The following is a 12861-nucleotide window of genomic DNA, read 5'->3' on the forward strand; positions in this document are numbered from 1 at the left end:
CATGAGCGACACTCCCAGTCAGAATCAAGCTGAGCCGAAGAAAAACCGCAAACCCTCGCTGACCGAACAGCGTCGTAGCGCGCGCCAGATGGCGCTGCAGGCGCTGTACCAGTGGCAGGTGGCCGGCCAGCCGGTGAATGAGATCGAAGCCCAGTTCCGCGTCAACAACGACATGAACGGTGTCGATGTGAAACTGTTCAGCCAGCTGCTGCGCGGCGTGGTCGAGGCGCGCTCCGAGCTGGATCTGTGCTTCTCGCCCTTCCTGGACCGTACCATCGACGAGCTGGATCCGGTCGAGGTCAGCGTGCTGCGCATCGGCAGCTTCGAACTGATGCACCGGATGGAGGTGCCGTACCGGGTGGCGATCAACGAGAGCGTTGAACTGGCCAAGGTGTTCGGTGCCACCGAGAGCCACCGCTATGTCAACGGTGTGCTGGACAAGGTCGCGCAGAAAGTGCGTGCGGCCGAGGTGTCGGCACGACGCTAAGTCGTCGCCGAGGACCGTAACCTGTGGGTGAGTTCGAGCTGATCCGGCGTTACTTTGCCAGCCATGCCGAGGTGCGGGGCGATGTGGCGCTGGGTATCGGGGATGACTGTGCGCTGCTGGTGCCGCCCTGTGACGGGGCGCAGTTGGCGGTGTCGATCGATACCCTGGTCGAGGGCACTCACTTTCTGCCCGGTACGCGACCCGACTATCTGGCGCAGCGGCTGCTCGGTGCCGCGGTCAGCGATCTGGCGGCGATGGCGGCCCGGCCAGCCTGGTTTACCCTGGCGCTGACCCTGCCGGAGGCTTCGCCTGAGTGGCTGGAGCCGTTCTCAAAAGCGCTGGCCGAACGGGCGCTGGAACTCGATATCGCCCTGATTGGGGGCGATACCACCCGCGGGCCATTGACGCTGAGCGTACAGGTGCATGGCTGGGTCGAGCCGGAGCGGGCGTTGAAACGTTCCGGCGCCCGGGAAGGCGACCTGATCCTGGTGAGCGGCACCCTTGGGGACAGTCGCGCGGGGCTGCAGACCCTGCTTGATGAGGAGCCTGAGCAGGCATCGAACGCTTGGTTGCGCCGACGTTTTTACCGTCCTGAGCCGCGCATCGCGTTGGCCCGTGCGCTGGCGTCTCAGCTGCACAGTGGTATCGATATCTCCGACGGCCTACTCGCCGATCTCGGTCATATCGCGCGCAGCAGCGGGCTGGGTGCCTGTATCGAACTGGAGCGGTTGCCGCTGTCGGATCAGCTGCTTGCCTATGCCGGCCTGGAACAGGCGCAGCGTTGGGCACTCAATGGCGGCGAGGATTTCGAGCTTTGCCTGACCGCTGCCCCGGAGAGGCTGGAGTCCTGTCTGCGCAGTGCCGAGGAGCTGGGCGTACGCTTGTCCTGCATCGGCCGCATGCAGCCTGGCAAAGAGGTGCAGCTGCTCGTACAGGGTCAGGCCCGCGCTTTCGATTCCGCCGGCTACGATCATTTTGGAGAAACGCAATGAATCGGGTACCGTCGTCGGTCTGGCGCAATCCGGTACACTTTCTGGCCTTCGGCCTCGGCAGTGGTGCCGCGCCTTGGGCGCCGGGTACCTTCGGCACCCTGGCCGCGGTACCGCTCTGGTATCTGCTGGCGCAGCTACCGCTGGCGACCTATCTGGCGCTGGTGTTGGCTGCCTTCGCTCTCGGATGCTGGCTCTGTCAGCGAACCTCCGACGACATCGGTGTGCACGACCACGGTGGTATCGTCTGGGATGAGTTCGTCGGCTACTGGGTGACTATGATCGCCGCGCCGGTTACGCCGCTCTGGGCACTGACCGGCTTCGTGCTGTTCCGCGTCTTCGATATTTTGAAGCCCTGGCCGATCCGTTGGGCCGATCGGTACGTAAAGGGTGGACTGGGGATCATGCTGGACGACCTGATTGCCGGTGTGTTTGCTGCGATCTGCCTGCAGTTATTGAGGTTGGTCATTTAGTTCAAGTGCGCAACTTTTTACAGTCCCGACTAGGGTATGGATTATAATGTCGCCCCGTCACTAGGCACGGAGCGGGCGGGCCGAACGACAGGGCCGCCAACGAGAGGTAGAGAGTGTGACCGTTCAGTATGTTGCCGATTCCAAACTGCCGACCCCCTGGGGTGTGTTCACCATGGTCGGGTTTGAGGATAAAACCAGCGGCAAGGAGCATGTGGCTCTGGTATTTGGCGATGTCGATACCGAGGAGCCGGTGCTTGGCCGTATCCACTCCGAGTGTCTGACCGGCGATGCGCTGTTCAGCCTGCGCTGCGACTGCGGCTTCCAGTTGCAGGAGGCGTTGAAACGGATCGCCGAAGAGGGGCGTGGGGTACTGCTCTACCTGCGTCAGGAGGGTCGCGGCATCGGCCTGCTCAACAAGATCCGCGCCTACCATCTGCAGGATCAGGGCGCCGACACGGTGGAAGCCAACGAACGCCTGGGCTTCGCTGCCGATATGCGCGACTACAGCATGTGTCTGCCGATGCTGCGCCATCTGGGTATTCGCTCACTGCGACTGATGACCAACAACCCGCGTAAGGTGAAAGCGCTGGAGCAGTACGGTATCAGCGTGGCCAGCCGTGAGCCGCTGCAGGTGGGCAAGAACAGTCACAACGAGCACTACCTGCAGACCAAAATGGGCAAGCTCGGCCATATGATGACCGAGGTGCATTTTCAGGGCGACGGCGACGAAGGCTGAACGCTTCTAGTTAAGCGCTTCTGTTTAGGTTAGCCGCTGCTCTATCGCGCGCTGGATACCCTCTGCATCCAGGCCGCACTCTCTGAGCTGCTCCCCCCGCGAGGCGTGCTCGATCCAGCGATCGGGGACGCCCAGCAGCAGTAGCGGTGTATGCGACGACCGCTGCTGCAGATATTCCGCCACCGCCGATCCGGCGCCGCCCATTACAGCGTGATCCTCCAGCGTCACCAGCAGCTCATGCTCGGCGGCCAGGCGCTCGATCAGCTCGCCGTCCAGAGGTTTGACGAAGCGCATATCGACCAGGGTCAGATCCAGTGCGTCGGCGACCCTCTGTGCCTGCGGCAGCAGCGGACCGAAGTTCAGGATTGTCGCCCGGCTACCTTCGCGCAGCAACCGCGCCTTGCCCGGTGTCAGTGCCGGCTGGCTGGTATCGACAGCAATACCGGTGCCGGATCCGCGCGGGTAGCGCACCGCGGCCGGTCCTGGATGGTCATAGCCGGTTTTCAGCATCCGGTACAGCTCCTGCTCGTCGGCCGGCGTCATCAACAGCATGCCGGGCAGGCAGCGCATATAAGCCAGATCGTAGAGACCCGCATGGGTGGCACCATCCTCGCCGACCAGACCGGCGCGATCGATCGCCAGCAGCACGTCGAGATCCTGGATCGCGATATCGTGCACCAGCTGGTCGTAGGCGCGCTGCAGGAATGTGGAGTAGATCGCCAGCACCGGCTTGATCCCCTGGCAGGCAAAACCGGCGGCCAGTGTCGCCGCATGTTGCTCGGCGATGGCGACGTCGAAATAGCGCTCGGGGTACTGCTCGGAGAAGGCGATCAGGTCCGAGCCCTCGCGCATCGCCGGGGTGATGCCGACCAGCCGATCGTCCGTGGCCGCGGTATCGCAGAGCCAGCGGCCGAAGATATTGCAGAATTTCTCCTGCTTTTGTTGCTGAGCGGGCTTCGGTGGGGCACCCATGGGTTCGATCTTGGTGATCGCGTGGTAACCCACCGGGTCGGACTCGGCCGGTGCGAAGCCCTTGCCTTTCTGCGTGATCAGATGCAGGAACTGCGGACCGGGGCTGTTCAGCGCGTGCTCCAGTGCCGGCAGCAGCTGGTCGAAATCGTGGCCGTCGACAGGGCCGTGGTAGTCGAAGGTCAGGGCCCCGAACAGGGCGCCGGTGGTGGCACCGTCGAAGCTTGGCCCGTCGAGAGTAGGCCTGGCGAGGCCTGGTTTGAGCTGTTCGGCGATATAGGTGGCCAGTCCGCCTTCATTGGGCGAGATCGACATGTCGTTGTCGTTCAGGATCACCAGCATATCGGCGCGGGTGTGGGCTGCATGGCTCAGCGCCTCGAACGCCATACCGGCGGTCATCGCACCATCGCCGATCACCGCCACGGCTTTGCGCTTGTCGCCGCGCAGTCGGCTGGCCAATGCCATACCCAGTGCTGCACTGATCGAGGTACTGGAATGGCCGGTGCCGAAACAGTCATAGGGGTTTTCGGCACGGCGCGGGAAGGGGGCCAGACCTCCACGCTGGCGCATGCTCAGCATCTGCTCCCGGCGGCCGGTCAGGATCTTGTGTGGATAACACTGGTGGCCCACATCCCAGATCAGGTGATCCTGCGGCGTCTCCATCAGGTAGTGCAGGGCGATGGTCAACTCGACCACGCCAAGGCCGGCGCCGAAATGGCCGCCGGTAACACCGATGCTGTAGAGCAGCCAGCTGCGCAGCTCCTCCGCCAGTTGTGGTAGCTGCTCCGCGCTTAGTTGGCGCAGGTCGGCCGGGGAATCGATCCGGTCCAGCAGCGGAGTCTGCGGACGCTGAGTGGGCAGTTGGCTATGCATCAGTGGTCGCGGGTAACGATAAAGTGGGCCAGGGCGGCAAGCGGGGCGGCGGCGATGCCGAATGGCTTTAGCGCGTTCAGCGCTTCATCGTGCAGTTGATTTAGTTTCGCACGTGCGCCGTCGATCCCGAGCAGGGCCGGGTAAGTCGGTTTGTTCTGCGCCTGGTCGGAGCCCTGGGGCTTGCCCAGTGTCGCCGTACTGCCCTCGATATCGAGCAGATCGTCCTGCACCTGGAAAGCCAGGCCGATGGCGTCGCCATAGCGCTGCAGGGCGTCGAGCAGTTCTCTATCCTGGCAGCCGGCGGCGGTGGCACCGAGCATCACCGAGGCGGTGATCAGGCGGCCGGTCTTGTGCGCGTGCATCGCCTGCAGCTGGGATAGAGTCAGGCGCTCGCCGACATGGGCGAGATCGAACGACTGGCCCATCACCATGCCGTGGGATCCGCTGGCACGGGACAGAATACGGATCAGCTGCAGGGCACGCTCAGGTTCAACGCCGCCGGGCTCACTGAGCAGCTCGAAGGCAAAGCATTGCAGTGCGTCGCCGGCGAGGATCGCGGTCGCCTCATCAAAGGCGATATGGCAGGTCGGACGTCCGCGGCGCAGCTCGTCGTCATCCATCGCCGGCAGGTCGTCGTGGACCAGCGAATAGCAGTGGATCGCTTCGATGGCAGCGGCCGCTCGGTCGGCCTGCTCGGCCGTGCCGCCGCAGAGAAAACTGCTCATATACACTAGTGCCGGACGTATACGTTTGCCGCCGCTGAGCAGGGCGTAGCGCATGGCGTCGGTCAGTCGTGGGTCGATACAGGTCTCGCGGAGCAGGTAGAGATCGAGATTGCGCTCAACGCGGGTCGCCCACTGCGCCAGTTGCTGCTGCAGCTCCACGATCAGCCATCCTGCTCGTCATTGAACGGACGTGCCTTGAACTCGCCCTGCTGCTCGATCAGCAGTTGTACCTTCTGCTCGGTCTGGTCGAGGATGCTCTGGCATTCACGGGTCAGCTTGACCCCCTGCTCAAAGGCTTTCAGCGCCTCTTCGATCGGCAGGTCGCCCTGCTCCATGCGTTCGACAACGGCTTCGAGCTGTGCCAGGGATTGTTCAAAATCGGGTGTTTTAGCTGTGCGGGCCATAGTCGGATCGGGGGCTTGTTTAACTGGGCTGTCAACTTAACCAACTGCTCGCCGGGGGTCAATCGATATGCTGAAACGGACAGCGGCACAAAAGGCGATAAGACCAAAGATCACCGATGTTCAGTACGTGTACAGTGCAACAAATCTGGTATCATCGCCTACATCTGTTTGAACCTGGTCCATCAGTCAAGGATTAAGGAGTAGTTTAGTGGATCTGGCGACACTCGTAGGCTTGATCGGTGCATTGGGTATTATCGTGGCCGCCATGGTGCTGGGCGGCGATTTCGGGATCTTTGTCAACGTCCCCTCCATGTTGATCGTGTTCGGCGGCAGCTTGATGGTGGTGTTGATCAAGTTCACGCTGCCGCAGTTTCTCGCGGCAGGCAAGGTGGCCGCCAAGGCGTTCATGTTCAAATCGGTATCGCCGGAAGAGATCATTGCCGAGACCGTGGAACTGGCCGATGCCGCGCGCAAGGGCGGCCTGCTGTCACTGGAGGACAAGGAGGTGTCGACACCGTTCATGCAGCGGGGGATCCAGCTGCTGGTGGATGGTCATGACCCCGAAGTGGTCAAGGCGCTGCTGCACAAGGAGGCGAACCTGACCAACGAGCGTCATGAGTTTGGCGCCAAGATCTTCAAGGCGATCGGTGATGTGGGCCCGGCGATGGGGATGATCGGTACCCTGGTTGGTCTGGTGCAGATGCTGTCCAACATGTCCGACCCCAAATCGATCGGGCCGGCGATGGCGGTGGCACTGCTGACCACCCTCTACGGCGCGATGCTGGCGACCTGTGTCTCGCTGCCGATCGCCGACAAGCTCGAGGTACGCAAGGATGAGGAAGCGCTCAACCAGGCGCTGATCATCGATGGCCTGCTGGCGATCCAGGCGGGCCAGAACCCGCGCGTGATCGAGCAGATGCTGCGTAATTACCTGCCTGAGAAAGTGCGACAGAAGGCTGAAGCCTGAGAGAGTTGAATGAGCGACGAGCAGCAGAAATGTAAATGCCCGCCGCCGGGTGCTCCGGCATGGATGGCCACATTCTCCGACCTGATGTCGCTGCTGATGTGTTTCTTCGTGCTGCTGCTCTCGTTTTCCGAGATGGACGTACTGAAGTTCAAGCAGCTGGCCGGCTCGATGCGAGAAGCCTTTGGCGTGCAGAACCAGATCAAGGTCGAGGATATCCCCAAGGGCACCTCCATCATCGCCCAGGAGTTCAGCCCCGGTCGGCCCGAGCCGACACCGCTGAACGAGATACGGCAGATGACGATCAACAACGATATGAACACCCTCGATGTGCGTTCCAAGGAGGGTGAGGCCAGCGTTCAGGATAAGCTGCAGGGGATCGAACAGATGATCCGCATGCAGGAGGAGCAGGCCAAACGGGAGGCGGTGCAGTTCGCCGAGGTGTTGGCACAGGAGATCGGCGACGGTGCCGTTGAAGTAGAAACCGACGGCACCAAGCTGATTATCCGGGTCAAGGAGAAGGGCTCGTTCGATTCCGGCTCCGCCGAACTGAAATTTGCCTATATTCCGGTGATCGCCAAGATTCGCGATGTGCTGATCGACGTCAGCGGCCGGGTGGCGATCGAGGGGCATACCGACAACATCCCCTACTCGGGCACCCGCTTCAGCTCCAACTGGGATCTGTCGGCGGCCCGCGCACTGGCAGTGGCCGAGGAGCTGTTCTCGGATTCGCGCATCGATCAGTCCCGGTTTCAGGTTAGTGGCTATGCCGACAGCAAACCGCTGGTACCGAACAACACCGCGGACAATCGCGCCCGTAACCGGCGCGTCGAGATCGTGATCCAGAAGGGCAGTGACAAGGAGGTGCTGGAGCGTCTGCAGTCGCGGCCGGAGGGGGATACCGAAGGACAGGGGCTGAGGCCCGGTGAGATCTTCTAATCGCCGTTTATCCGGGCAACAAAAAACCGCCGCTGCTTAGCAGGGCGGTTTTTTGTTACTGGTGCAGCTGAATTACTTGGAGTTATCCAGCATGTACTGAATGGCGCTCTTCATCTCATCGTCAGAGCAGTCCATGCAGGTGCCCATCGGCGGCATGGCGTTCAGACCGGACTTGGCCGTCGCCAGCAGACCATCGATGCCTTTCTCGGCACGCGGAGCCCAGGCGGCAGCATCGCCGAGCATCGGCGCACCGGCGATGCCCGCTGCGTGGCAGACGGAGCACTTGGTGTTGTACAGCTCTTCACCGGTACGCTCTGCCATCGCAGCAGCCGGAGCCAGCAGGGCAGCAGCAGCTGCCAGAATCATCACTTTTTTCATATTGTATTTCCTTTGACAGTGCAATCGACGGAGAGTCCGCCAAACCATAAGCAGGGCTTAAGTGTAGGTACGCCCCTTGAACGAGTAAATAGCGCTAAAGTGGTGAATAGGGCCTGAATGCGCAAAAGTTGATCTGTGACTGTCGCAGGATGGGGGCTTAGCGGCTCTGCAAACGCATGGCATAGGTCGCCTGGCTGTGCAGGTTGCGATCGTGCTGTCGCTGGCGCATCTGTTCCTGATACTGCGCAACAGCGCGTTCGACCATATCCGCGGGGGCCTTTAGATGACGAAGATCGTCGGCGGAGTATCCGCGTTTGAGCAGACGGTGCAGCTCTTCGGTGGTGTGATGTTCACTTTTCATTCTATTTTTCCTCTTTTATTCGACGATCATTAAACGTTTTCAGGGTGTCAGCTTCGTTGCAGTTGTGTGTGAATCTGATGACATAAGCGGCAGCTTGCTGATTAATATTTCCCTTTCTTTGCAGTTTTGACTTTGAAAACGGGCAGATAGCTGTCTATTTTTTTAATTTGACGGCATCTGAAAACGCTTTTGTTTTGCCGTGAATTTGTTCATATTCGGCGCTGGCGGATCGAATTTTCAGGGAGCCGCACAACATCCAGATTCCGCCCGGGGCGGAGGTCGAATTTTCAGGGATCCTGTTGGAGAATCAGAAGCAATGAAAGCTGCTATTTCGAGTGTCACAACCCTTGCATTGGCGCTGTCGCTGGCAACTGCCAACCTGGCCAGCGCTGAGGAGCTGCATGTCTATAACTGGTCCGATTACATCGCCGAAGACACCGTTGCCAACTTCGAGCAGCAAACCGGTATCAAGGTGGTGTATGACGTTTACGACTCCAATGAGGTTGCCGAAGCCAAGCTGCTGGCCGGCCGCAGCGGCTACGATCTGGTATTCCCGACCGCACGCCCGTTCGCGGACCGCCATATCCAGGCGGGCCTCTACCAGAAGCTCGACCCGTCGGCACTGACCAACTACGACAATCTGGATAAGGTGATTCTCAACTCCCTGAGCGATATAGACCCCGGCAACCAGTATCTGGTTCCCTATATGTGGGGCACCACCGGTATCGGTATCAATGTGGACAAGGTGAAGGAGATCTTGGGCGACGATATGCCGCTGGATACCTGGCGTCTGCTGTTCGATCCGGAGATCGTGTCCAAGCTGTCTGCCTGTGGTGTTTCGCTGATGGATGACTCCACCGAGGTGTTGACCGCGGCGCGTGCCTACCTGGGTAAACCGGTCGATGATTTCAGTACCGAGGCGATCAACGAAGCCGCCGACGTGGTCAACAATGTGCGCCAGTACGTGCGCTATTTCCACAGTTCACAGTACATCAACGATCTGGCCAACGGTGACACCTGTGTCGCCCATGGCTACTCCGGTGATGTACTTCAGGCCCGCGACCGTGCCGACGAAGCCGGTAACGGCGTGAATGTGGCCTATGTCGTACCGTCTGAAGGCGCGGTGGTGTGGACCGATGTCATGGTGATTCCGGCCGACGCGCCGAACCCCGCCGCTGCACACAAGTTCATCAACTACCTGCTGGATCCGGCAGTGATCGCGCCGATCACCAACTACGTGGCCTACGCCAACGCCAACGCTGCGGCCACTGAGCTGGTGGATGAGGAGATCCGTAACGATGCCGGTATCTACCCGCCGAAGGAGACGCAGGAGAAACTGGTGGTGTTGAAGACCCCGAGTGAGCGTCAGATCCGTGTCATGAACCGTGCCTGGACCCGGATCAAGACCGGCCAGTAATACGGCTTCAAGCGTGTAATTAACCACCCCAGCCCCCGGATCTCCGGGGGCTTTTTATGTACAGGAAGTACGGTATGCCGCGGGCGCATGGATGCGCAGGAGCGGCAATGTACAGGAAGTACGGTATGCCGCGGGCGCATGGGCCGCTTTTTGCTCCTGCAAAAGCGGCATACACGCCATCCTTGGCGCTTATGCGCAGGAGCGGCGATATTCAGGATGTATGGTCCTGTTTAAGTGTTTGGTGTGTTGCGTTCCCCAAAGTGTCTGAAGCGAGAGCCGTTTGATAGATGTCCAGTCTGCGTCAATCCAAGCCTGAGGAGCCCTGGCAGGCCCCTGAAGGCGAACCGATCATCCGCATCGAAAACGTCAGTAAGCGTTTCGGTGAACTCTACGCCGTCGACGGTATCAGCCTCGATATCCACAGCGGTGAATTCTTCTCCCTGCTGGGCCCCTCCGGCTGCGGCAAAACCACCCTGCTGCGCATGCTCGCCGGGTTCGAGTTGCCCACCGAGGGCAAGATCTATATCGATGGTCAGGATGTGACCGACGTGCCGCCCTATGAGCGGCCGGTCAACATGATGTTCCAGTCCTATGCGCTGTTTCCCCATATGAGCGTGGCCGATAACATCGCCTTCGGCCTGAAGCAGGAGGGGATGCCCAAGGCCCGGCGCCAGGAGCGGGTACGGGAGATGCTGGCGCTGGTGCAGATCGACAAGCTGGCTGCGCGCAAGCCGCACCAGCTCTCCGGCGGCCAGCGTCAGCGTGTGGCGCTGGCGCGTGCGCTGGCCAAGCATCCGAAGATCCTGCTGCTGGATGAACCGCTCGGTGCGCTGGACAAGAAGCTGCGCGAGCAGACCCAGTTTGAACTGGTCAATATTCAGGAGCGACTGGGGATCACCTTCATCATCGTCACCCACGATCAGGAGGAGGCGATGACCATGTCCAGCCGTATCGCGCTGCTGCGCGATGGTCGGGTCGAGCAGGTGGATCCGCCGCGCCGCCTGTATGAGTACCCCAACTCCCGTTACGCCGCCGACTTTATCGGCTCGATCAATCTGATTGACGGCCATGTGCTGAGCCAGGAGGAGAACCGGGTGCGGATCCGCAGCGAGGAGGCGGGCTGCGACCTGGAGGTGATCCACGGTCAGCCGCTGCTCGCCGGTACTCCGGTGACGTTGGCGGTACGGCCGGAGAAGGTGCGCCTGGATAGCGGCGACGCCCAGCTGGCCAACCGCGTCAGTGGTGTGATCAAGGAGATCGCCTACCTCGGTGACGTGTCGATCTACCATGTGGAGCTGGCCACCGGCAAACGTATCCAGTTCACCCAGTCCAATGTTCAGGCGTTGGCGGAGCAGCCGCTGAGCTGGGAGGATGAGGTGGTACTGGGTTGGCCCGCCAACAGCTGCGGGGTGCTGACGCAATGAAAGGTCTGCCGCTGTCGCCTCTGCGCGGGCGTGGGCTGATCATCGGCGTGCCCTGGTTCTGGCTTGGGCTGTTCTTCCTGCTGCCGTTTCTGTTCGTGCTCAAGATCAGCCTGTCGGAGCCGGTGTTGGCTCAACCACCCTATATGGACCTGATCCGCGAGGTCGAGGATGGGCTGGTATCGATCTCGGTCAACTTTGGCAACTATCTGCTGCTGTGGGAGGACCCGCTTTACCGCGGCGCCCTGTTCGGTTCTCTGAAGATCTCGGCGATCTCGACCCTGTTCTGCCTGCTGTTCGGCTACCCGATGGCCTACGCCATCGCGCGCGCGCCCAGCCACTGGCGTCTGCCGCTGCTGATGCTGATCATTCTGCCGTTCTGGACCTCGTTCCTGATCCGCGTCTACGCCTGGATCGGTATTCTCAAGGGCAACGGTCTGTTGAATAATTTCCTGATCTGGAGTGGTCTGATCGATCAGCCGCTGGAGATCCTGCACACGCCGCTGGCGGTCTACATCGGCATCGTCTACAGCTATCTGCCTTTTGTCGTGCTGCCGCTCTATGCGACGCTGGTAAGGCTCGACCTGACCCTGCTCGAAGCGGCGGCGGACCTGGGCTGTCGCCCCTGGAAACAGTTCCTGACCATCACCCTGCCGCTGTCGCTGCCCGGTGTGATCGCCGGCGGCATGCTGGTATTCATCCCGGTGGTGGGTGAGTTCGTGATCCCGGATCTGCTCGGTGGCCCCGATACGCTGATGATCGGCAAGCTGATGTGGACCGAGTTCTTCAGCAACAAGGACTGGCCGCTGGCCTCGTCGCTGGCCGCGGTGCTGCTGGTGGTGCTGATCATCCCGTTCGTGGCGCTACGCCACTTCGAACAGCGAGAGGAGGCCGTATGAAACGTCGCTTCCCGCTGTTGATGACCGCGTTGATGTTCGGCTACGCCTTCCTCTACGGCCCGATCCTGAGCTTGATCGTCTACTCCTTCAACGAGAGCCGACTGGTCACGGTATGGGCCGGATTCAGCACCAAGTGGTATGGCGAGCTGCTGCATAACCAGCAGTTGCTCGATGCTGCCTGGCTCAGTGTCAAGGTGGCGGCGACCACTGCGTGCGGCGCCGTGGTGCTGGGTACGCTGGCGGCACTGGCGCTGGTGCGTTTTCGCCGTTTTCGCGGTCGTGGCACGCTGCAGGTGATGGTGACGGCGCCGCTGGTGATGCCGGAGGTGATCATCGGCCTGTCGTTGCTGCTGCTGTTCGTGGCGATGCAGGACAGCATCGGCTGGCCCGATGGACGTGGCCAGCTTACCATCACCCTGGCCCACACCACCTTCGCCATGGCCTATGTCACGGTGATCGTGCAGAGCCGGCTGGCGCACATGGACCAGTCGCTGGAGGAGGCGGCGCTGGATCTCGGTGCGCGGCCGCTGAAGGTGTTCTTCACCATCACCCTGCCGCTGATCGCACCGGCGCTGGCCGCGGGCTGGCTGCTGGCGTTCACCCTGTCGCTGGATGATCTGGTGGTGGCCAGTTTCGTCTCCGGCCCGGGTGCGACCACGCTGCCGATGGTGGTCTACTCCAGCGTGCGCCTGGGGGTCAGCCCCGAGATCAATGCGCTGGCGACGATCATCGTACTGTTGGTCAGTAGCGCGGTGGCGATCGCCGGGGTTCTGCTCTATCGCCAGGAGAAGCGCGCCCAGCGCGAGCAGAACCTGGGTTGAGCAAG

15 protein-coding genes are annotated in these 12861 nt (G+C 61.3%); 10 read left to right on the top strand and 5 right to left on the bottom strand.

The genetic code is table 11. The features are described 5' to 3' along the window. The first annotated feature begins 1 nt into the window (after nt 1). From nusB to ribA, 4 genes are all read left to right on the top strand, one after another. Nucleotides 2–487, top strand: a complete 486-nt coding sequence (gene nusB / locus KQ940_RS05150; RefSeq protein ID WP_217412362.1) for a transcription antitermination factor NusB — start codon at nt 2–4, stop codon at nt 485–487. A gap of 23 nt (nt 488–510) precedes the next feature. After that, nucleotides 511–1479, top strand: coding sequence for a thiamine-phosphate kinase (gene thiL, locus KQ940_RS05155; protein WP_217412363.1), 969 nt, complete (start codon nt 511–513; stop codon nt 1477–1479). Then, nucleotides 1476–1949 (top strand): phosphatidylglycerophosphatase A family protein, encoded by a 474-nt coding sequence (locus tag KQ940_RS05160; protein ID WP_217412364.1) that lies wholly within the window; start codon nt 1476–1478, stop codon nt 1947–1949. The genes thiL and KQ940_RS05160 overlap by 4 nt, the downstream gene beginning before the upstream one ends. Before the next feature lie 115 nt (nt 1950–2064). After that, a complete protein-coding gene (ribA, locus tag KQ940_RS05165) occupies nt 2065–2685 on the top strand; it encodes a GTP cyclohydrolase II (RefSeq protein WP_217412365.1) in 621 nt (206 codons plus the stop codon). A gap of 24 nt (nt 2686–2709) precedes the next feature. Here ribA and dxs read toward each other — a convergent pair whose 3' ends face one another. Genes dxs through KQ940_RS05180 form a run of 3 tightly spaced genes read right to left on the bottom strand, consistent with a single transcriptional unit; the run spans nt 2710 to nt 5656 of the window. Further along, on the bottom strand, nt 2710–4527 hold the full coding sequence (gene dxs, locus KQ940_RS05170; RefSeq protein WP_217412366.1) for a 1-deoxy-D-xylulose-5-phosphate synthase: 1818 nt from the start codon (nt 4525–4527) through the stop codon (nt 2710–2712). Next, nucleotides 4527–5411: a polyprenyl synthetase family protein gene (locus KQ940_RS05175; protein WP_217412367.1), complete on the bottom strand. Its 885-nt coding sequence runs from the start codon at nt 5409–5411 to the stop codon at nt 4527–4529. The genes dxs and KQ940_RS05175 overlap by 1 nt, the downstream gene beginning before the upstream one ends. A 2-nt stretch (nt 5412–5413) precedes the next feature. Further along, nucleotides 5414–5656, bottom strand: a complete 243-nt coding sequence (locus KQ940_RS05180) for an exodeoxyribonuclease VII small subunit (RefSeq protein ID WP_217412368.1) — start codon at nt 5654–5656, stop codon at nt 5414–5416. Between the two features lie 208 nt (nt 5657–5864). On the opposite strand from KQ940_RS05180, the gene pomA reads away from it, so the two are divergent. Continuing rightward, on the top strand, nt 5865–6623 hold the full coding sequence (pomA, locus tag KQ940_RS05185) for a flagellar motor protein PomA (RefSeq protein ID WP_217412369.1): 759 nt from the start codon (nt 5865–5867) through the stop codon (nt 6621–6623). A 9-nt stretch (nt 6624–6632) separates the two neighbouring features. After that, nucleotides 6633–7559: a flagellar motor protein MotB gene (locus KQ940_RS05190; protein WP_217412370.1), complete on the top strand. Its 927-nt coding sequence runs from the start codon at nt 6633–6635 to the stop codon at nt 7557–7559. Nucleotides 7560–7631: 72 nt separating this feature from the next. Here KQ940_RS05190 and KQ940_RS05195 read toward each other — a convergent pair whose 3' ends face one another. After that, on the bottom strand, nt 7632–7937 hold the full coding sequence (locus KQ940_RS05195) for a c-type cytochrome (protein ID WP_217412371.1): 306 nt from the start codon (nt 7935–7937) through the stop codon (nt 7632–7634). Between the two features lie 157 nt (nt 7938–8094). Further along, nucleotides 8095–8298 carry a hypothetical protein gene (locus KQ940_RS05200; protein ID WP_217412372.1) on the bottom strand — a complete coding sequence of 68 codons (204 nt, stop codon included), beginning with the start codon at nt 8296–8298 and terminating at the stop codon, nt 8095–8097. A gap of 316 nt (nt 8299–8614) precedes the next feature. Between KQ940_RS05200 and KQ940_RS05205 the strand changes: the two genes are divergently transcribed. The 4 genes from KQ940_RS05205 (at nt 8615) to KQ940_RS05220 (ending at nt 12856) form a co-directional block, all read left to right on the top strand. Next, on the top strand, nt 8615–9715 hold the full coding sequence (locus KQ940_RS05205) for a polyamine ABC transporter substrate-binding protein (protein ID WP_217412373.1): 1101 nt from the start codon (nt 8615–8617) through the stop codon (nt 9713–9715). A gap of 287 nt (nt 9716–10002) precedes the next feature. Then, nucleotides 10003–11139: an ABC transporter ATP-binding protein gene (locus KQ940_RS05210; RefSeq protein WP_217412374.1), complete on the top strand. Its 1137-nt coding sequence runs from the start codon at nt 10003–10005 to the stop codon at nt 11137–11139. Continuing rightward, nucleotides 11136–12035, top strand: coding sequence for an ABC transporter permease subunit (locus tag KQ940_RS05215; protein ID WP_217412375.1), 900 nt, complete (start codon nt 11136–11138; stop codon nt 12033–12035). Before KQ940_RS05210 ends, KQ940_RS05215 begins: the two co-directional genes overlap by 4 nt. Further along, entirely contained in the window at nt 12032–12856 is an 825-nt protein-coding gene (locus tag KQ940_RS05220; protein ID WP_217412376.1) for an ABC transporter permease subunit, read from the top strand. The genes KQ940_RS05215 and KQ940_RS05220 overlap by 4 nt, the downstream gene beginning before the upstream one ends. Nucleotides 12857–12861: the final 5 nt, after the last annotated feature.

Origin of the sequence: Marinobacterium ramblicola (assembly GCF_019084545.1) — a bacterium.
Lineage (GTDB): Bacteria > Pseudomonadota > Gammaproteobacteria > Pseudomonadales > Balneatricaceae > Marinobacterium_D > Marinobacterium_D ramblicola.

Excerpts from the sequence above, each read along its gene's own strand:
- nusB (WP_217412362.1), top strand. The coding sequence starts at position 2 with ATGAGCGACACTCCCAGTCAGAATCAAGCTGAGCCGAAGAAAAACCGC.
- KQ940_RS05160 (WP_217412364.1), top strand. The coding sequence starts at position 1,476 with ATGAATCGGGTACCGTCGTCGGTCTGGCGCAATCCGGTACACTTTCTG.
- dxs (WP_217412366.1), bottom strand. The coding sequence starts at position 4,527 with ATGCATAGCCAACTGCCCACTCAGCGTCCGCAGACTCCGCTGCTGGAC.
- KQ940_RS05180 (WP_217412368.1), bottom strand. The coding sequence starts at position 5,656 with ATGGCCCGCACAGCTAAAACACCCGATTTTGAACAATCCCTGGCACAG.
- KQ940_RS05190 (WP_217412370.1), top strand. The coding sequence starts at position 6,633 with ATGAGCGACGAGCAGCAGAAATGTAAATGCCCGCCGCCGGGTGCTCCG.
- KQ940_RS05195 (WP_217412371.1), bottom strand. The coding sequence starts at position 7,937 with ATGAAAAAAGTGATGATTCTGGCAGCTGCTGCTGCCCTGCTGGCTCCG.
- KQ940_RS05200 (WP_217412372.1), bottom strand. The coding sequence starts at position 8,298 with ATGAAAAGTGAACATCACACCACCGAAGAGCTGCACCGTCTGCTCAAA.
- KQ940_RS05205 (WP_217412373.1), top strand. The coding sequence starts at position 8,615 with ATGAAAGCTGCTATTTCGAGTGTCACAACCCTTGCATTGGCGCTGTCG.
- KQ940_RS05210 (WP_217412374.1), top strand. The coding sequence starts at position 10,003 with ATGTCCAGTCTGCGTCAATCCAAGCCTGAGGAGCCCTGGCAGGCCCCT.
- KQ940_RS05215 (WP_217412375.1), top strand. The coding sequence starts at position 11,136 with ATGAAAGGTCTGCCGCTGTCGCCTCTGCGCGGGCGTGGGCTGATCATC.
- KQ940_RS05220 (WP_217412376.1), top strand. The coding sequence starts at position 12,032 with ATGAAACGTCGCTTCCCGCTGTTGATGACCGCGTTGATGTTCGGCTAC.